This is a genomic window from Maribacter sp. IgM3_T14_3 (assembly GCF_049603095.1).
GTDB lineage: Bacteria > Bacteroidota > Bacteroidia > Flavobacteriales > Flavobacteriaceae > Maribacter.
In genome coordinates, this window is the sequence record NZ_CP187138.1 from 2,037,405 (window position 1) to 2,055,529 (window position 18,125).

General features: G+C 37.2%; 19 protein-coding genes. 8 read left to right on the top strand and 11 right to left on the bottom strand.

Annotated features, from left to right (window positions below):
• The first annotated feature begins 43 nt into the window (after positions 1-43).
• The 7 genes from ACPF9A_RS09205 (at position 44) to arfB (ending at position 7,303) form a co-directional block, all read left to right on the top strand.
• On the top strand, positions 44-688 hold the full coding sequence (locus ACPF9A_RS09205) for a thymidine kinase (RefSeq protein WP_424003749.1): 645 nt from the start codon (positions 44-46) through the stop codon (positions 686-688).
• Positions 681-1,787, top strand: a complete 1,107-nt coding sequence (alr, locus tag ACPF9A_RS09210) for an alanine racemase (protein ID WP_424003751.1) — start codon at positions 681-683, stop codon at positions 1,785-1,787. The genes ACPF9A_RS09205 and alr overlap by 8 nt, the downstream gene beginning before the upstream one ends.
• 85 nt (positions 1,788-1,872) lie before the next feature.
• Positions 1,873-2,274 (top strand): large conductance mechanosensitive channel protein MscL, encoded by a 402-nt coding sequence (gene mscL, locus ACPF9A_RS09215; protein ID WP_424003753.1) that lies wholly within the window; start codon positions 1,873-1,875, stop codon positions 2,272-2,274.
• Between the two features lie 239 nt (positions 2,275-2,513).
• On the top strand, positions 2,514-3,503 hold the full coding sequence (locus ACPF9A_RS09220) for an aspartate-semialdehyde dehydrogenase (protein WP_424003755.1): 990 nt from the start codon (positions 2,514-2,516) through the stop codon (positions 3,501-3,503).
• An 85-nt stretch (positions 3,504-3,588) separates the two neighbouring features.
• Complete coding sequence (locus tag ACPF9A_RS09225) at positions 3,589-5,745, top strand: prolyl oligopeptidase family serine peptidase (protein ID WP_424003757.1); 2,157 nt, start codon at positions 3,589-3,591, stop codon at positions 5,743-5,745.
• A gap of 85 nt (positions 5,746-5,830) precedes the next feature.
• Positions 5,831-6,820, top strand: coding sequence for an ABC transporter ATP-binding protein (locus tag ACPF9A_RS09230; protein WP_424003759.1), 990 nt, complete (start codon positions 5,831-5,833; stop codon positions 6,818-6,820).
• A gap of 81 nt (positions 6,821-6,901) precedes the next feature.
• Positions 6,902-7,303 carry an alternative ribosome rescue aminoacyl-tRNA hydrolase ArfB gene (gene arfB / locus ACPF9A_RS09235; protein WP_424003761.1) on the top strand — a complete coding sequence of 134 codons (402 nt, stop codon included), beginning with the start codon at positions 6,902-6,904 and terminating at the stop codon, positions 7,301-7,303.
• 13 nt (positions 7,304-7,316) lie between these two features.
• Here arfB and ACPF9A_RS09240 read toward each other — a convergent pair whose 3' ends face one another.
• The 10 genes from ACPF9A_RS09240 to pdxA all read right to left on the bottom strand — a co-directional run bounded on the left by ACPF9A_RS09240 (position 7,317) and on the right by pdxA (position 16,308).
• Positions 7,317-8,645 carry a GntP family permease gene (locus tag ACPF9A_RS09240; RefSeq protein ID WP_424003763.1) on the bottom strand — a complete coding sequence of 443 codons (1,329 nt, stop codon included), beginning with the start codon at positions 8,643-8,645 and terminating at the stop codon, positions 7,317-7,319.
• Between the two features lie 118 nt (positions 8,646-8,763).
• Positions 8,764-9,234, bottom strand: coding sequence for a 3-oxoacyl-ACP synthase (locus ACPF9A_RS09245; protein WP_424003765.1), 471 nt, complete (start codon positions 9,232-9,234; stop codon positions 8,764-8,766).
• Complete coding sequence (locus tag ACPF9A_RS09250) at positions 9,221-9,832, bottom strand: hypothetical protein (RefSeq protein ID WP_424003767.1); 612 nt, start codon at positions 9,830-9,832, stop codon at positions 9,221-9,223. Before ACPF9A_RS09250 ends, ACPF9A_RS09245 begins: the two co-directional genes overlap by 14 nt.
• A 168-nt stretch (positions 9,833-10,000) precedes the next feature.
• On the bottom strand, positions 10,001-11,116 hold the full coding sequence (locus ACPF9A_RS09255; protein WP_424003769.1) for an NAD(P)/FAD-dependent oxidoreductase: 1,116 nt from the start codon (positions 11,114-11,116) through the stop codon (positions 10,001-10,003).
• A gap of 89 nt (positions 11,117-11,205) precedes the next feature.
• Positions 11,206-12,558, bottom strand: a complete 1,353-nt coding sequence (accC, locus tag ACPF9A_RS09260; protein WP_424003770.1) for an acetyl-CoA carboxylase biotin carboxylase subunit — start codon at positions 12,556-12,558, stop codon at positions 11,206-11,208.
• An 84-nt stretch (positions 12,559-12,642) separates the two neighbouring features.
• Positions 12,643-13,137, bottom strand: coding sequence for an acetyl-CoA carboxylase biotin carboxyl carrier protein (accB, locus tag ACPF9A_RS09265; protein WP_424003772.1), 495 nt, complete (start codon positions 13,135-13,137; stop codon positions 12,643-12,645).
• 34 nt (positions 13,138-13,171) lie between these two features.
• On the bottom strand, positions 13,172-14,164 hold the full coding sequence (locus ACPF9A_RS09270; protein WP_424003774.1) for a beta-ketoacyl-ACP synthase III: 993 nt from the start codon (positions 14,162-14,164) through the stop codon (positions 13,172-13,174).
• Between the two features lie 233 nt (positions 14,165-14,397).
• Positions 14,398-14,595, bottom strand: coding sequence for a 50S ribosomal protein L32 (gene rpmF, locus ACPF9A_RS09275; RefSeq protein WP_027065618.1), 198 nt, complete (start codon positions 14,593-14,595; stop codon positions 14,398-14,400).
• 7 nt (positions 14,596-14,602) lie between these two features.
• On the bottom strand, positions 14,603-15,133 hold the full coding sequence (locus ACPF9A_RS09280; protein ID WP_424003777.1) for a YceD family protein: 531 nt from the start codon (positions 15,131-15,133) through the stop codon (positions 14,603-14,605).
• A 122-nt stretch (positions 15,134-15,255) separates the two neighbouring features.
• A complete protein-coding gene (gene pdxA, locus ACPF9A_RS09285; protein ID WP_424003779.1) occupies positions 15,256-16,308 on the bottom strand; it encodes a 4-hydroxythreonine-4-phosphate dehydrogenase PdxA in 1,053 nt (350 codons plus the stop codon).
• Between the two features lie 138 nt (positions 16,309-16,446).
• Here pdxA and ACPF9A_RS09290 point away from each other — a divergent pair, with 138 nt between their 5' ends.
• Positions 16,447-17,031, top strand: a complete 585-nt coding sequence (locus ACPF9A_RS09290) for a riboflavin synthase (protein WP_424003781.1) — start codon at positions 16,447-16,449, stop codon at positions 17,029-17,031.
• A gap of 4 nt (positions 17,032-17,035) precedes the next feature.
• Here the strand turns inward: ACPF9A_RS09290 and ACPF9A_RS09295 are convergent, their stop codons facing one another.
• Positions 17,036-18,124, bottom strand: a complete 1,089-nt coding sequence (locus tag ACPF9A_RS09295) for an acyltransferase family protein (protein ID WP_424003783.1) — start codon at positions 18,122-18,124, stop codon at positions 17,036-17,038.
• Between the last annotated feature and the right edge of the window lies 1 nt (position 18,125).

The window sequence follows — 18,125 nt, forward strand, 5'->3', positions numbered from 1 at the left end:
AATAATAAACGAAAAACCGATTATTTTCGTCTAAAATTACAAAATGTTTCTTGAAAACACAGTTAATCCTAAAGAACAATTCGGCTGGATAGAAGTCATTGCCGGGTCGATGTTTTCTGGAAAGACAGAAGAATTGATCCGTAGACTCAAAAGAGCGCAGTTTGCCAAATTAAAGGTGGAGATTTTTAAGCCTATGGTAGATACCCGTTATGATGATGAAATGGTGGTATCGCACGATGCCAACGAAATTCGTTCTACGCCAGTACCAGCCGCTGCAAATATTCGTATTCTAGCAGATACCTGCGATGTTATCGGCATTGACGAAGCTCAATTCTTTGATGATGAAATAGTTACCGTTTGTAATGACCTAGCAAATAAAGGTGTTAGAGTTATTGTTGCGGGACTGGACATGGATTTTAAAGGAAAACCCTTCGGACCCATGCCTGCTCTTATGGCTACCGCAGAATATGTTACCAAAGTACACGCCATTTGCACCCGAACGGGCAACTTGGCAAATTATAGTTATAGAAAATCTAACAACGATAAATTAGTCATGTTGGGCGAAGTAAATGAATATGAACCTTTAAGTAGAGGGGCATATTACAAAGCCATGCTTAAAGAAAAAGTGAAAACGATGGATGTAAAATCTGAGGAAATCGATACCATCAAAAAGAAGGAAAATGGCTAAGGCAGAGGAAACCGTTTTAGAAATTGACCTAAAGGCTCTTGGTCATAACTACACTTTTTTACGCTCTAAAATTAAGCCCGATACCAAATTTATGGCGGTAGTAAAGGCATATGCTTATGGCAGTGATTCTGTCGCTATTGCCACATACCTTCAAAATTTAGGCGTCGATTATTTTGCCGTGGCTTATGCAAATGAAGGTGTAACACTTAGAGAGGGCGGTATTACCGCACCTATTTTAGTGCTTCACCCACAGAAAACTCATTTTAAAATACTGATCGAAAATAATCTTGAGCCTAGCATTTATTCTAAAACTATTCTAACTGATTTTATAGCAACTGCCTTAGAATTGGGTAAGACAGATTACCCAATTCACTTAAAATTTAATACGGGACTCAATAGATTAGGTTTTTCTGCGGATGACTTACTCGAAATCGCAACTCTTATTGACCAACAGAAAGCAGTTCAGGTAATTGCACTGTTATCGCACTTGGCAGCTACTGAAGATGCCAACGAAACTGACTTCACCAATCTTCAATTAACTCGGTTTGATGCTATTTGCCAACAAGCAGATGCACTTTTTAAAACCAAGACTTTAAAACATGTGCTCAATACCTCGGGTATTATAAACTACCCACATGCACAGTATGATATGGTTAGAAGTGGAATCGGTCTTTACGGTTACGGTAACGAACCACATGTAGATGCAGAATTGCAACCTGTAATGACCTTAAAAACGATCATTGCCCAAAAACATACTATACCTACAGGGGAGTCTGTTGGCTACAATCGTAAATACAAATCTGATCACAACACCGTAACAGCTACGTTGCCTTTAGGTCATGCAGATGGTATAGGTAGAGAATATGGTCATGGAAAAACATATGTTAGTATAAATGGAAAACTAGCCCCAATTATTGGAAATGTTTGTATGGATATGATCATGGTCGATGTCACTGATATTGAATGTGAAGAAGGGGATGAAGTAGAGATTTTTGGAAAAAATATCTCTGCAAACGAATTTGCCGAAACAGCACAAACCATAACTTATGAAATACTTACGGGACTTTCTCAACGCATTAAGCGAATTATTAAAAATTGATTCGTTAACATTTAATTAAGGAATCAATTTTTTTAGTAAATTGCGATACTTTTTAAAAATAACCATTAACTTAAATTAAGTAAACATGTTAAAAGAATTCAAGAATTTTATTTTGACGGGTAACGTCATCGATTTTGCTGTAGCAGTTATTTTAGCCGGAGCAGTAGGATTAGTAGTAAACGGATTTGTTGCCGACATCATCATGCCTATCGTAGGTCACTTCGCAGGTGGAGTTGATTTTGCAGATTTGAAATTAGTCTTAGATGAAGCAGTTGTTGGTGCAGATGGCGTAATTGCTAAGCCAGAAAATGCTATCCGTTGGGGTGCATGGGTAAACGCTATTGTTAACTTATTAATCGTTGGATTCGTAATGTTCGTTATCGTTAAAGCTTACAACAAAACTAAAACTCCTCCAGCTCCAGCTGCACCAGCAGGACCAACTGCAGAAGAGTTATTAGCAGAAATAAGAGATGCTTTAAAAAAGTAATCTAAAATACACCCTGTAATTGGGGTACCGTTGCACTGCAACTTATTTTAATTAAAACCGTCAACTTTGTTACGCTAACATTGTTGACGGTTCTTTTTTTATTACACTTTCCTAATTACCTCCAAACAAACAATTGTTATATTTTAAACAATTTGTTATATTTTGATTATTCTTTTCTTTTTTACTTGCTCAAGTACCAGTATTACCTATTTTTGCCGCTTAATAAAATTGTTTGACAAATGAAAGTAGCTGTAATTGGTGCAACAGGCATGGTTGGCGAAGTAATGTTGAAAGTATTGGCAGAACGTAATTTTCCGTTAACGGAATTATTACTAGTTGCCTCTGAACGTTCTGTAGGTAAAAAAATGACCTATAAAGGAAAAGAACATACAATTATAGGCTTGGCAGATGCTGTAGCCGCAAGACCGAATATTGCCATATTTTCGGCAGGTGGTGATACCTCTTTAGAATGGGCTCCAAAATTTGCTGAAGTCGGCACTACAGTAGTAGATAATTCTTCTGCCTGGAGAATGGATCCTACCAAAAAATTGATAGTTCCCGAAATCAATGCTCATGAGCTTACTTCCGAAGATAAAATTATTGCGAATCCGAATTGCTCTACAATACAATTGGTAATGGCACTTTACCCATTGCACAAGAAATACAAAATGAAACGTGTTATTGTTTCTACCTATCAGTCGGTTTCTGGCACTGGGGTAAAAGCAGTTAAGCAACTAGAAAATGAAATCGCAGGTATACAAGGCGAAATGGCATACCCTTACCCAATTGGTAGAAATGCATTGCCGCATTGCGATGTTTTCATGGAAAACGGATACACTAAAGAAGAAATGAAATTGGCGCGCGAACCTCAAAAAATATTAGATGACCGTACATTTTCTATTAGCGCTACGGCAGTTAGAATACCTACTGCTGGCGGCCATTCAGAATCTGTAAACGTAGAGTTTGAAAATGATTTTGAGCTAAATGAAGTCCGTCGTCTCTTAAATGAAATGCCTGGTGTAACTGTTCAAGATAATCCTGATACGAATACCTACCCAATGCCAATATACGCTCATGATAAAGATGAAGTTTTTGTTGGTCGTATTCGTAGAGATGAAACACAAAGAAATACCTTGAATATGTGGATCGTTGCCGATAACCTTAGAAAAGGTGCTGCGACAAACGCCGTTCAAATTTCTGAATACTTAGTAGAAAAAGGCTTAGTTTAATTTATATCCTTTACAACGTTAAAACCTTCAAAACTTAGCTGTTTTGAAGGTTTTTTTATGGTATTTTAGTGCAAACTGAACTCTCATGAAAAAAATTCTAACAATATTATTCATCCTTACCCTTACTTTTTCCTCTAACGCACAATCTAAACCTGAACCTATTACTGTGAAATATCCTGTTACCGCAAAAGTTGATACTGTAGATACTTATTTTGGCACCGAAATTAAAGACCCCTATCGTTGGTTAGAAGATGATAGAAGTCCAGAAACAGAAGCTTGGGTAAAAGAACAGAATAAGACCACCTTTGGTTATTTAGAACATGTTCCTTTTAGAAATGATCTAAAAAATCGTCTTGAAAAACTGTGGAATTATGAGAAACTAGGTTCTCCTTTTAAAAAAGGAGATTACACCTATTTCGTGAAAAATAACGGACTCCAAAATCAATACGTTGTATATAGAGCTAAAGGCGATGAGGAGCCCGAGATGTTTTTAGACCCAAATACCTTTTCTGAAGATGGCACTACATCTTTGGCGGGTTTGAGTTTTACTAAAGATGGTTCATTAGCAGCCTATCAAATTTCTGAAGGTGGTAGCGATTGGCGAAAAGCGATTATTATAAATGCAGAAACTAAAGAGATTGTCGAAGACACCTTGATTGATATAAAATTTAGCGGACTCTCTTGGAAAGGTAAAGAAGGTTTTTACTATTCTAGTTATGATAAACCAAAAGGTAGTGAGCTTTCTGCTAAAACAGATCAACACAAAGTATACTATCATAAATTAGGTACTCCCCAAAAAAATGATAAACTAATTTTTGGCGGTACTCCCCTAGAAAAGCATCGTTATATCGGTGCAAATGTTACCGAAGACAATAAGTATCTATTAATAAGTGCCTCTGTTTCTACTTCTGGCAACAAACTGTTTATTCAAAATTTAGAAGACCCCACCGGATTGCTAATCCCCATGGTCGAAGACACTGATTCTGATAACTATGTTATTGATAACATCGGTTCTAAACTATATATAGTTACCGACAGAAATGCCCCGAACAAGAAAATAGTTACTGTTGATGCTGCTAACCCAGAAGCCAAAAATTGGGTAGATTTTATTCCGGAAACGGAGCATGTATTAAATCCGAATACTGGTGCTGGCTATTTCTTTACCGAATATATGGTCGACGCCATTTCTAAAATAAATCAATATGATTATGATGGTAAACTCATCCGTGAAGTAAAATTACCTGGTATAGGATCCGTTGGCGGATTTGGTGGTGAGAAAGATGATAAAGAGCTGTATTTCTCTTTTACCAATTACAACACTCCCGGTTCTACTTATAAATTTGATCCTGCAACCGGCGAATATGAACTGTACTGGAAGCCAGAAATAGATTTTAATCCTGCTGATTATATTTCTGAGCAAGTTTTCTATGCTTCTAAAGATGGCACCAAAGTACCTATGATTATCACGTATAAAAAGGGAACAGAATTAAACGGTAAAAACCCAACGATTCTTTACGCCTACGGCGGATTCAATGTAAGTTTAACTCCGTCATTTAGCATTGGTAATGCCGTTTGGATGGAACAAGGCGGAATTTATGCGGTACCCAATTTACGTGGCGGTGGCGAATATGGTAAAAAATGGCATGATGCCGGTATCAAAACTAAAAAGCAAAATGTATTCGATGACTTTATTGCTGCTGCAGAATATTTGATAGACAACAAGTACACTTCAAAAGAGTTCTTAGCTATTCGCGGAGGTTCTAATGGCGGATTGCTAGTTGGAGCCACAATGACACAAAGACCAGATTTAATGCAAGTAGCATTGCCTGCAGTTGGGGTTATGGATATGTTGCGCTATCATACATTTACGGCTGGCGCCGGATGGGCTTATGATTATGGTACTGCAGAAGACGATGATGAAATGTTTCAGTACTTAAAAGGATATTCACCTGTACATAATGTGAAAGCGGGTACAGCTTACCCTGCTACTTTAGTTACTACCGGTGATCATGATGACAGAGTAGTACCAGCACATAGTTTTAAGTTTGCTGCAGAATTACAAGAAAAACAAGAAGGCACGAACCCTACACTTATTCGAATTGAAACCAACGCTGGTCATGGAGCGGGTACACCTGTTAGTAAAACCATTGAACAATTTGCAGATATTTTCGGCTTTACGCTATTAAATATGGGTTATACCGAATTGCCGAATAAAACGATTTTGAAAGATTTTAAGGAGTAATTACACTCTTAAATCAATAAATTATTGAAAAATCCGTTTCATATTGGAACGGATTTTTCAATTTTACAGTCCTAAGTATAAAAGCATGTTAAGAGTAGAGAATCTTTCATTTTCTTATGATAAACTTCCCGTTTTATCGGGCATCGATTTACGTATTCAACGTGGAGAACATGTCGCTATTATTGGCGAAAGTGGCTGTGGTAAAAGTACCTTGTTAAAACTCATGTATGGGTTAATGGATTTGGAGCAAGGTGAAATTTTCTGGGAAGATGAGCAAATTTTGGGTCCTGCGTACAACTTGGTTCCTGGTGCTCCTTTTATGAAATACCTTTCTCAAGATTTTGACCTAATGCCGTTCATTACAGTTTCTGAAAATATTAGCCAGTATCTTTCTGTTTTTTATCCCGAAGAATTAAAAGAAAGAACACAAGAGCTATTAGAAATGATAGAGCTGACAGCTTTTGCAAATACCAAAGTTAAAACACTAAGTGGTGGTCAACAACAACGTGTTGCCTTGGCTAGAGTTTTGGCACAAAAGCCCGAAGTTTTACTTTTAGATGAACCTTTTGGTCATATAGATAATTTTCTTAAAAATAGCTTACGTCGTAATATTTTCAATTACCTAAAAGAGAATCTTATTACGACCATTGTTGCAACCCATGATGTAAATGATGTTTTACCATTTGCCGATCGTGCAGTGGTTCTACGTGATAAAGAAATAATTGCAAGGGCAAGACCAATGGAACTTTATAAGAACCCTAAAAGTTTATACGTGGCATCCCTTTTTGGCGAGGCGAGCATGATTTCAATCGATGTTCTTAAAACCTATGCGAATACCAAAAGGAAAATCATCGTGTATGCCCATGAGTTTAGAGTTTCACCTTCTTCAGGCTTTGCTGTTACCGTAGAAAAAGCATACCCAATGGGCAGCCACTACCTAACAGAAAGTAAGAGTGACGCTAATGAAACCATCTTTTTCAATGCAGATAAATTATACCCGAAAGGGAAAGAGGTTTTTTTAAATGTCGCTATTGAAACTATCAATCAGCGTATACAAGAAGCTGCCGCTAATTAAACGTAAACCTTTACAACTATTCCCCATTGTCTATAAAAAATTCGAAAATTTCTTTTTGTTTACTTTTGCTAAAAGCGTGTTGTGAACCAAGAACAAATTCTTACCGAGTTACAATTTAAAGCAATTAGAAGTAGTGGTCCTGGTGGTCAGCATGCAAATAAAGTGTCTTCTAAAGTTGAACTTTCTTTTCATATTGAAGATTCTGCCGGACTAACAGAACGCCAAAAGAAAAGAGTTCTTCTAAAACTAGGCAATAAATTAAGTAAAGAAGGACTATTGATTATGCAGTGCGATGAATCTCGCAGTCAGCACAAAAACAAAGAATTGGTAATTAAACGATTCTTGAAACTTCTAGAAAAATCTTTGCTAGTACCCAAGGCTCGAAAGAAGAGCAGACCTACCAGATCATCTATTGAAAAAAGATTAAAAGGTAAAAAAATTGCCTCACTCAAAAAGTCGAATCGCGGTAAGCCAGATTACTAATAGCTATATCATTTTATGCAAAAATGGAATAGAATACAAACACGGTTATTGCACCTGTAAGACCAAGAACTCCCGTACCTAAGCCGAAAAGTCGATACCCTGTTTTTACGTTCATGCCGCTCATTTGTGTTACCACCCAGAAGAAACTATCGTTGGCATGAGAGATTACCGCAGAACCCGCCCCAATAACTACTACGACTAAAGCTTTCTGTATTTCGGTATCAAAACCAAGCGATGACATCATAGGCATGATTATCGATGCTGTTGTTACCAATGCCACCGTTGAAGATCCTTGTGCGGTTTTCAACGCTGCCGCTAAAACAAAAGGCAAGAAAATACCCATATTATAATCAGTCAGTGTTTGCCCCAAAATATCGGCAATACCTGAGTTCTGTAATATTTTACCAAAAATTCCGCCGGCACCTGTTATCAGTAATATAGAAGCTGCATCCTTAATTGCCTTACCTACCCAACCAGCTGATGATAGCATATCGTAAGTTAATTTTTTAGGTAAGAGCAGACATAAGAAAACTCCAATCAAAAGTGATATCACCGGTTCGCCAATGAAGTTGATAAAATCTAATAATCCGTTTTGTTGACCGATATCCATAGAGTTTAAAACGGACTTCAAGACAATTAGAAAAATAGGAACTAGAATTGGTATTGATGCTTTCAAGGCACTAGGAGAAACTTTAATTTCTTGTTCTGCTTCTAGGGCATCTTCAACATCAGGTTCTATCATCGTTTTTGATGCATACTTTTTAGCGAAAATGATGCCGACTACTAAAGCCACAATACTTGTTGGAAAACCGAAAGCAATAACCAAACCTAAATCTGCCCCAAGAATACCCGCAGCTGCAATCGGACCAGGAGTTGGTGGCACCATCGTATGCGATGCCATTAAGCCCAAACCTAATGCTATTGCCGGACCAGCAATTGATATTTTCGATTTCTTGGAAAGACTTTTATTTAAAGGATGCAACAACATAAATCCGCTATCTGCAAAGACCGGAATAGACACAATGTAACCGATAATACCCATTGCCATCGTTACACGTTTCTTCCCGATTACGCCCAATACTTTTTCTGCAATGGCAAATGCACCACCTGTATGTTCTAAAAATGCCCCGATGATGACTCCGAGTACTATGATTAATCCTATTTTACCAAGAGTACCGCCAAAACCTTCATTAATAGAAACTATAATTTCGGCATAAGGCATGCCAGCAAAAATTCCGTATAAAATTGAAATGATAAACAAGGCTAGAAACGCGTGTATCTTAAGCTTTGTCGTCAGTATAATTATGGCAATGACCGCGAGAAGTAAGTAGAATATTTCCATGATTTCAGATTATTATTTGAGGTTAGGCCTTGTCTTCCTAGTTTCTATAGTCATTAAACTAACAGCTATTTTACCATTCAAAAAATTCAATATAAAATCAAGATAACTTAATTAATATTTATCGAACCTCAACAATAGTCAACTCCTTGCCATTAAAACTAAAGACATCGCCAACGGCTTTACCAAAGGCGAGTTTACCAATAGGTGTTGCAGCAGATATACAGTATACTGATTTAGGTTTGCTTTTAAATTCCCCGGCCGATATAGCTATATAATAAATGAAAGTATCTGTAATGACCAAACTACCTAAACCTATAGTTGGGGCTTTTCTGTCTTTTGGTACTTTTGATAATAGTTGTTGGGTTTTTTCTAGTTCTGCGAGCTGCTGACCTAGTTTTTCACGCTCTAGCTGAATCATTGCGCGACCTGTTTCGTGTTTGTCGCCAGCACTACTTTTTGTCTCTGAGGTAAGTGCAGTTTCCAATTCTTTAATGTGCTCTTGAATTCTTGTCAGCCTATCGGTAACGAAAAGAACACAAAAATTATAAGCTTCTTTTTTTAATGTATCAAATGATTCAGTTTCCTTCAATGTGGTACAGATCTGCCAGTTTATAGATCAAGTAATTTACGATTTGATAATCACTTTCACCAGTACTCATCATCTTTTGAATCTCTTTTTCATTCTCAGATTTAAAATACTCCAAATCACCCGAGCGGTCTTCACTAAAAACATTCCATGATTTGAGTCCGCTGAGCATTGCCTTATGTGCCTCGTAACGTTTTGTAATTTCTTGAATCTTTTTTTTATCCGTTTTTACAGTGTTCTCATTATCATTCAACAACCTATAATCGGCAGTTATTCTCGCATCTGCCTTTTCGGCTTCCGTAATTATTTTGAAGTAGGCCTTAGAAACTAAAGATTCATACTTTTCACCAAAGCCTGATGTTATAGCATCATCTTCTGCCAACGCGCCCTCTGCATCATTACTTACGTAAAAATCTTCAGAAGCATTCGAATTATTGGCTATTAAAGACTGTTTCCATGCCTCACTTTTAATATACTCTTTCCAAACCTTAGTGTATTCTCGGTGGTAATTGGTTTTAGATACCCCACAACTGGTAAGACAAAAACAGGCTAATACAGCTGTAAAAACAGCCATAGTACTTCTTCTAATTAATATTCTCATATAGTATACGCTATTACATACCATCTTAAAAGTCTACTGTTCTAGGTAAACCGATAAGTGCATTATAGGCAATAGATAATCAAATGGGATAGACAATTTATAAATAAAAATAAGAGTACACCTGCCTTTTAGATAAGATTTTAAAAATTGGGTTAAAAAACACTCGTGTTAACTAAGTAATTGTGCCAGCTTTTTACCGATAGTACTGCCAATTGCAATACCCATACCACCTAAACGCACACCGTAGGCCACATTTTCACTTAGATGTTTTACTATTGGTTTCTTTTGCTGACCTACACCCATAATACCGCTCCAACTATAATCAATTTCAAAAGATTGCCCTGGTAAAATAACGGTTTTCAAAAGTTCTTTAAGCTTATTATCTACGAGTGCTGTAGTACCAAATTCGGTGGTCTCTTCTGTTTTAAAATCTAAATTTCTACCACCGCCCAACAAAATTCGGTTATCTATATTCCTAAAGTAATAATAACCTTCCTCTAGATGAAAAGTTCCTTCAATATGTAAATCTTTAATAGGTTTGGTAATCAAAACCTGCGCTCTTGCAGGCTTTACGTTTTCAGTAATTAACTGTGCTGCGAACCCATTTGTCGCTATTAATAATTTTTTAGTGGTAAATTCTAATTCAGTGGTTTTTACAGTTACTGTAGTACCCGAATCTTGAAAAGTTTCTACCTGAGTATTATTTAATATGGTGATGCCTGTTAGCTGAGCCAAATGCACTAAAGCATGCATCATTTTACCAGTATCTATTTGCCCTTCAAAAATTTGAGAAATATAATTGTTATTGATTCCGTTGAAATTAAAGCTATTCGGAGTAATCTTAAAAGTATCCTCTTTAAAAACAGGATGTAATAGCTCATTAACCGACTTTAATTCCTTCAAACAACTCTGGTACAATTCTAAATCTTTGTTTAAAAATAATTCGTGTCCGCCATTATTCTCATACCCGATTACAGCATCGCCTAAAAGATTGCGCAACGAATGTATGCCATCATATCTTTCTTGCACTAAATCAATTACCTCTTGTTCTGAGTGCGTTTTTAGGTCAGATAAAATTTCAGAAATACTGCCAAAACAAGCGAAACCTGCATTTTTAGTACTTGCGCCTTGCGGAAGCATTCCTTTCTCTAAAACAAGAATACGTGCTTTCGGATGCTTCTTCTTTACTTCGAGCGCACAGTTTAATCCCACAATACCACTGCCTATAATAGTAAAATCGATATTCGAAAACCACGAGGTACGTTCCCAATAACTAAGATTCATAATAGTATTTTGATTCGGATATAAGATAGACAAATCCATCTTGAAAAAAAGCATAAAAAAACTCCAACATTGCTGTTGGAGTTTTTTTATTAATCTTCTTTAGGTGGATTCATTTTCCAATCGTTCATAAAGGCTGTTGTATAATTACCAGCCAAATAATCTGGATGATCCATTAACTGCCTGTGGAAAGGAATGGTGGTCTTTATACCTTCAATTACAAACTCATCTAAGGCTCGCTTCATTTTATTGATAGCTTCTTCCCTCGTTTGGGCAGTAGTAATCAACTTAGCGATCATTGAATCGTAATTTGGTGGAATACTGTACCCACTATATACGTGAGTATCCATTCTTACCCCATGACCACCTGGTATATGCAAGGTTGTAATCTTGCCCGGCGATGGTCTAAAGTTATTATACGGGTCTTCTGCATTGATTCTACACTCTATAGAATGCAATTTTGGAAGGTAGTTTTTACCTGAAATCGGCACACCTGCAGCTACAAGAATTTGCTCACGAATTAAATCGTAGTCAATAACCTGCTCTGTAATTGGGTGCTCAACCTGAATACGGGTATTCATTTCCATAAAATAGAATTTACGGTGCTTATCTACCAAAAATTCGATAGTACCCGCGCCTTCATATTTTATAAATTCTGCAGCCTTAACCGCAGCTTCACCCATTTGTTCTCTTAACTTATCTGTCATGAATGGTGACGGAGTCTCTTCCGTCAACTTTTGGTGACGACGTTGTATAGAACAATCTCTTTCTGATAGGTGACATGCTTTACCATATTGATCACCTACAACTTGTATTTCGATATGCCTTGGCTCTTCAATAAGCTTTTCCATATACATACCGCCATTACCAAAAGCAGCTGTTGCCTCATTTACGGCGCTATCGAAAAGTTCTTCCATTTTGTCTTCAGAGAATACCGCACGCATACCTTTACCACCACCACCGGCAGTAGCTTTGATCATAACAGGGTAGCCCATTTTTTTAGCTACCTTTTTTGCATCTGCAACATCTTTCAAAAGACCTTCTGAACCAGGTACACAAGGTACACCTGCTTCTTTCATGGTTTCTTTGGCCGTAGCCTTATCTCCCATTTTGTCTATTTGATCGCCAGAAGCACCAATAAACTTTATATCATGCTCTGCACATATACGTGAGAACTTTGAGTTTTCTGAAAGAAAACCATACCCTGGGTGAATAGCGTCTGCATTGGTAATCTCTGCAGCAGCAATTATATTAGGGATCTTTAAATAGGATTCGCTACTAGCAGCAGGACCAATACATACAGCTTCATCTGCAAAACGCACATGTAAACTTTCTTCATCTGCCTTACTATATACAGCTACCGTTTTAATACCCATTTCTTTACAGGTACGGATAACACGCAAAGCGATTTCACCCCTATTGGCAATCAGTATTTTTTTAAACATCTTTTAAATTTTAAGTTCTAGGTTCGACAAGATTCTTACACATCATTATAAAACGACATCTAACAACTACTACTCAAAATTTAGTTAAGATGGATCTACCAAGAATAATGGTTGATCAAACTCTACAGGCGACGAATCATCTACTAATATCTTAACGATAGTACCTGAAACCTCAGATTCGATGTCGTTGAACAATTTCATTGCTTCAATAACACAAAGTACATCACCTGTACCAATAGTATCACCTACCTCAACAAAAACAGGTTTGTCTGGCGCAGATTTTCTGTAGAAAGTACCAATGATCGGAGACTTTATAGTAATGTATTTAGCATCTTCAGCAATTTTCTTCTCAGCATCGGTGGCACCCGCCGAAGCTATTTGCGGCTCTGCCTGTGCAGGAGCAGCAGCTTGCATAGCTGGTTGAGACATAGGCATTGTATGCACATATGTTGGCTCAGAATTTCCTACTAAGCTTCCGGTACGAATGGTAATCTTAATATCATCCGTTTCCAGTTTTACCTCGCTAGCACCAGATTTGGCCACAAACTTGATAAGGCTTTGAATTTCTTTAATATCCATATATTTCTAAGTTATAATTGGTCGTTGTTGTTAGTTAATAAGCCCATTTTAAATAGATAGAACCCCAAGTGAATCCGCCACCGAAAGCTGCGAAGACTAAGTTATCTCCCTTTTTAAGCTGTTTTTCGTAATCAAATAATAATAATGGCAATGTTGCAGAGGTGGTATTACCGTACCGTTGAATATTCATCAACACTTTTGATTCGTCTACACCCATTCTTTTGGCAGTGGCATCAATAATACGCTTATTTGCTTGATGTGGCACTAACCAGTCGACATCTTCTTCAGTAAGGCCATTTCTTGTCATGATCTTAGCTGCGACGTCTGCCATATTTGAAACGGCAAATTTGAATACCGTTTTTCCTTCTTGAAAAATGTAATGTTTTTTATTGGTTACACTTTCTATAGTGGCCGGCATGATAGATCCGCCACCTTCCATTCCTAAAAACTGCCTTCCGCTACCATCTGCTCTCAAATACTCATCTTGTAGACCAAGACCTTCTGTATTCGGTTCAAAAAGAACTGCCCCTGCACCATCTCCAAAAATAATACAAGTTGTACGATCGGTATAGTCAATAATAGATGACATTTTATCGGCACCTATTAATAATACTTTTTTATATCTACCGGTTTCGATATGCCCGGCAACTGTTGACATGCCAAAAAGAAAACTTGAACATGCAGCTAATAAATCGTAAGCAAAGGCATTTACAGCACCAATTTCTGAAGCAACGAAAGCTGCCGTAGAAGCAACCATACTATCTGGTGTTGCCGTGGCAACAATAACAAGGTCTATTTCTGCTGCATCTAACCCCTTCTTCTGCATTAGGTCTTGTGCCGCTTTAATGGCTAAATACGACGTGCCTTCTCCCTCCTCCTTCTTAAGCACCCTTCTTTCCTTAATACCAGTTCTAGTTGTGATCCACTCGTCATTGGTATCGACCAAATCTTCAAGCATTTTGTTGGTCATTACAAACTGGGGAACATAGCCTCCTACCGCGGTTATAGCTGCTGTAATTTTGGTCATACTTTATTTGCTTTCTTGTAAAAAACTTAAAAAACCTGTCAAAAGTCATGAAAATTAGTGATTTTCAACGACTTTTTTGGTAAAGTTATCGGGTTTTTGAAAAATTGCAATTGATAGCCACACCACTATTGCTCCTTATATTATCTGAATAACAAGGTGCTAAAAAACAAATTGGGCTAAAAAAAACTCCCTACTTCAAATGAAGTGGGAGCTTAGTATAATTTAAAAAAGTCTTAAGCTTCTGCTTCTTCAGTTTTATCAACTAAAACTTGACCTCTATAATGTAATTTTCCTTCGTGCCAGTGAGCTCTGTGAAATAGGTGAGTCTCGCCAGTTGTAGAATCTGTAGCCAAAGTAGGAGCTACTGCTTTATAATGTGTTCTTCTTTTGTCTCTCCTTGTTTTGGAAATTTTTCTCTTAGGATGTGCCATTTAAACCTTATTTATCCGTTAATAGTTTCTTTAATTCGTCCCAACGGGGATCGCTTTCTTTTTTGTCTAATCTTTTCTCTTTTGGTTGAAGCTCCTTTAACCTGTCTAACACTTCAGATTCTAAAGTGCCATCTTCAATACCAGGATGAATTCTTTTTTGCGGAACTGCCAATACTAGCATTTCATACACATACTGCGCAATGTTCAATTGGTGTTCGTTATGAGGAAGAATCAATATTTCATCGTTTTCGTCATTATACTCTTCACCAAACTTAACTATCAAATGCAAATCTCCGCTTACAGCTTGATCGTACGGTTCGCTAGTTATGTCACAATCAACATTCACTGTTCCTGATGCTTCCAAGTCAACCTCCATCATTGTACTTGTTTTATGAAGTACTACATCTAAATTGATGTTGGTAGCGTTGAATTCATCGTATCCAAAAGAATCAAAGAACGTATTTTCAATCTGGTAATTAAAGTTGTGTTTTCCTTGCTTCAATCCTGAGAAAGGAATATTGAACTCCTTTTGCTTCATCTCGTACACACTTAAATTAACACTAATCGCCCACAAAAGGCGGGTGCAAAGATACTATAATTTTGATAAAAGACAATAGTTATCAACTATTTATCTTTATAACTTTTTAATCTGATCAAAAATTAACGTTCTCTCTTTAAACGCTGCTTTTTCAACACATCTTTTGTTAGCTCTTCGTACTCGGTTCTGTTCTTGAATATCTTCAACGCCATAAAGACCGCTTCTTTGAACGAACTTGCGTCAGCCACCCCTTTTCCTGCTATTTCATAAGCAGTACCGTGATCTGGCGATGTTCTAACTTTACTTAGACCTGCCGTAAAATTGACTCCCTGACCAAATGATATTGTTTTAAAGGGAATCAACCCTTGGTCATGATATGCCGCTAAAATTGCATCGAACTTTTTATAGCCATCTGACCCAAAAAAGCTGTCTGCTGAGTACGGACCGTATACTAAATGCCCCATATTCGACATTTCTTTAATGACCGGCTTCATTACCTCATCGTCTTCTTTGCCGATTACGCCATTATCTCCGCTATGCGGATTTATACCTAACAAAGCTATTTTTGGCTTACGAATACCAAAATCCATCATCAAGGACTTTTCTATGGTATTGATCTTATCACGTATGAGTCTAGGAATTATTGCTGCAGAAACATCTTTTACTGCCACATGATCAGTCAACAACCCAACCTTTAAGCTATCTGTAACCATAAACATTAAACTTTCGCCTTCTAATTCTTGAGCCAAAAAGTCGGTATGCCCTGGGAATTTAAATTCTTCTGACTGAATATTGTTCTTGTTGATCGGTGCTGTCACCAACACATCTATATCACCCTTTTTTAAAGCATCTACGGCTGCTCGTAATGATTTTATGGCATATTCGCCACCTTCGTTAGTTGCCTGCCCAAAATCGATTCTAGGCATTTCTTTCCAAACATTAACAATATTGATCTTATTGTCTATTGCCTTGGAAGCTTCAGGTATACCATTGAAAACAATACTGAGATTCAACTGTTTCATTTGAAAGGAAACCGTTTTATTAGAGGCAAAAATAATGGGAGTACAAAAGTCTAACATTCTACTGTCTTCGAATGTTTTCAATGCTACCTCACAACCTATTCCGTTCAAGTCTCCGATAGAGATACCTAACCTAATTTTCCTATTTTCCTCCATGATAATCTGTACCTTTGTAACCCCACTCAAAACCCTAAAAAGGGTTTTTACTTCCCCAAAGGAGAGGCAAAGTGGTTATCCCATTTATACATTGGGATATAAATATTGAAGCACAAAATTACTTAAATAAAACGACACATGTTTACGGGAATTATTGAAACATTAGGTAAGGTTACTTCTCTTGAAGCTAAAGGCGGTAACTTAGATATTACTATAGAATCCAGTTTAACGCCTGAACTGAAAATAGATCAAAGTGTCGCTCATAATGGCGTATGTTTGACCGTTGTTAGCTTAACGGATACTACCTATACCGTAACCGCTATTGCTGAAACATTAAGCAAAACCAATCTTGATAGCTTAAAAACGAACGATACCGTAAACTTAGAACGCGCTATGATTTTAGGGTCTCGGTTAGACGGACATATAGTTCAAGGTCATGTAGATCAAACGGGGGAATGTACTAGTGTCAAGGAAGATAATGGAAGTTGGATTTTCTCTTTCACCTACGATGCCAAAACCGGAAACCCAACCATTGAAAAAGGATCTATTACCATTGACGGTACAAGTTTAACGGTAGTTAATTCTGGCAAGAATACTTTTGAAGTAGCGATTATACCTTATACTTACGAACATACTAGATTTAATACGTACAAACCGGGTACTATTGTAAATCTGGAGTTTGATGTTATTGGGAAGTATGTTGCCAAGTTGATGGCGAAATAACCCGCTATACTTTAATAAATATCTTTTTCTGATATAGAATATAGCCCACAAGACTATAAAATAGCACTACACTTAACCCATATAAAAAGGATGATGTTTCTAGTGCTAAAAAATCATGGACATATACTGTTTGAAACAACCACCCATGTAACGAGGTGTCGCCGATTTGTATTTGCCCCATTACCTTGCTAATGAAACTTGACAAGAAATAAATAACAATAGCATTTGCCCCTGCATACCTAAAGACGGAACCGAATTCTATTTTCTTGACGTCGGTCAAATAATAAATAAGTGCTAAAATCAAATTTGCCCAACCTGCTGTTACCAGCACAAAGCTACTTGTCCAAAGGGCTTTGTTTATTGGGAAGACGATGTCCCAAATATGCCCTATAATTAGCAGACTGCCGCCCAATCCCATTAAAATGGTAGCTTTCTTTTCTTGATTACTGGTTAAAATGAGACCGGTGAAGACCCCCAACAAAGAACTGGCAATAGAAGGTATGGTACTTAATAGTCCCTCTGGGTCATAATCTGCTTTGTAATTATGCGAACCGAATACTTTTACATCTATCCAGTTCGCTAAGTTGTTTGGAGCTCTTTCTAGTGTTGATGTCAATCCGTCCACAGGTACAAAAGTCATCAACAGCCAATATCCTATTAATACTATAGCCGTTACCCAAATCAACTGTCTCCAATTCAGGTTGATAAATAATAATGCCGTAAAAAAGAACACAACACCTATGCGCTGCAACACCCCCGGAAAACGAATATCACTGAAACTTTTAATGAACGGAAAATGAATTATAAATGCTCCTAAGAAAAGACCTAATGCAATCAACTTCAACGCCCTTACTGAAATCTTCTTGTAGGCTTTGGCATCTACTGTTCTATTTTTATAGGAGAATGCTATTGATGTACCCACTATAAATAAGAAGAAAGGAAAAACTAAGTCGGTCGGTGTGTAGCCATGCCAATCTGCATGGAGGAAAGGGGCATATACATTAGACCATGTACCCGGAGTATTTACCAAGACCATTAGTAATATGGTAGCTCCCCTAAAAATATCGACCGATAAAATTCTATCCTTCACCATA

Coding starts and splice junctions, on each gene's coding strand:
- ACPF9A_RS09205 (WP_424003749.1), top strand. CDS start 44: ATGTTTCTTGAAAACACAGTTAATCCTAAAGAACAATTCGGCTGGATA.
- alr (WP_424003751.1), top strand. CDS start 681: ATGGCTAAGGCAGAGGAAACCGTTTTAGAAATTGACCTAAAGGCTCTT.
- mscL (WP_424003753.1), top strand. CDS start 1,873: ATGTTAAAAGAATTCAAGAATTTTATTTTGACGGGTAACGTCATCGAT.
- ACPF9A_RS09220 (WP_424003755.1), top strand. CDS start 2,514: ATGAAAGTAGCTGTAATTGGTGCAACAGGCATGGTTGGCGAAGTAATG.
- ACPF9A_RS09225 (WP_424003757.1), top strand. CDS start 3,589: ATGAAAAAAATTCTAACAATATTATTCATCCTTACCCTTACTTTTTCC.
- ACPF9A_RS09230 (WP_424003759.1), top strand. CDS start 5,831: ATGTTAAGAGTAGAGAATCTTTCATTTTCTTATGATAAACTTCCCGTT.
- ACPF9A_RS09240 (WP_424003763.1), bottom strand. CDS start 8,645: ATGGAAATATTCTACTTACTTCTCGCGGTCATTGCCATAATTATACTG.
- ACPF9A_RS09250 (WP_424003767.1), bottom strand. CDS start 9,832: ATGAGAATATTAATTAGAAGAAGTACTATGGCTGTTTTTACAGCTGTA.
- ACPF9A_RS09255 (WP_424003769.1), bottom strand. CDS start 11,116: ATGAATCTTAGTTATTGGGAACGTACCTCGTGGTTTTCGAATATCGAT.
- accC (WP_424003770.1), bottom strand. CDS start 12,558: ATGTTTAAAAAAATACTGATTGCCAATAGGGGTGAAATCGCTTTGCGT.
- accB (WP_424003772.1), bottom strand. CDS start 13,137: ATGGATATTAAAGAAATTCAAAGCCTTATCAAGTTTGTGGCCAAATCT.
- ACPF9A_RS09270 (WP_424003774.1), bottom strand. CDS start 14,164: ATGACCAAAATTACAGCAGCTATAACCGCGGTAGGAGGCTATGTTCCC.
- rpmF (WP_027065618.1), bottom strand. CDS start 14,595: ATGGCACATCCTAAGAGAAAAATTTCCAAAACAAGGAGAGACAAAAGA.
- ACPF9A_RS09280 (WP_424003777.1), bottom strand. CDS start 15,133: ATGAAGCAAAAGGAGTTCAATATTCCTTTCTCAGGATTGAAGCAAGGA.
- pdxA (WP_424003779.1), bottom strand. CDS start 16,308: ATGGAGGAAAATAGGAAAATTAGGTTAGGTATCTCTATCGGAGACTTG.
- ACPF9A_RS09290 (WP_424003781.1), top strand. CDS start 16,447: ATGTTTACGGGAATTATTGAAACATTAGGTAAGGTTACTTCTCTTGAA.
- ACPF9A_RS09295 (WP_424003783.1), bottom strand. CDS start 18,124: ATGGTGAAGGATAGAATTTTATCGGTCGATATTTTTAGGGGAGCTACC.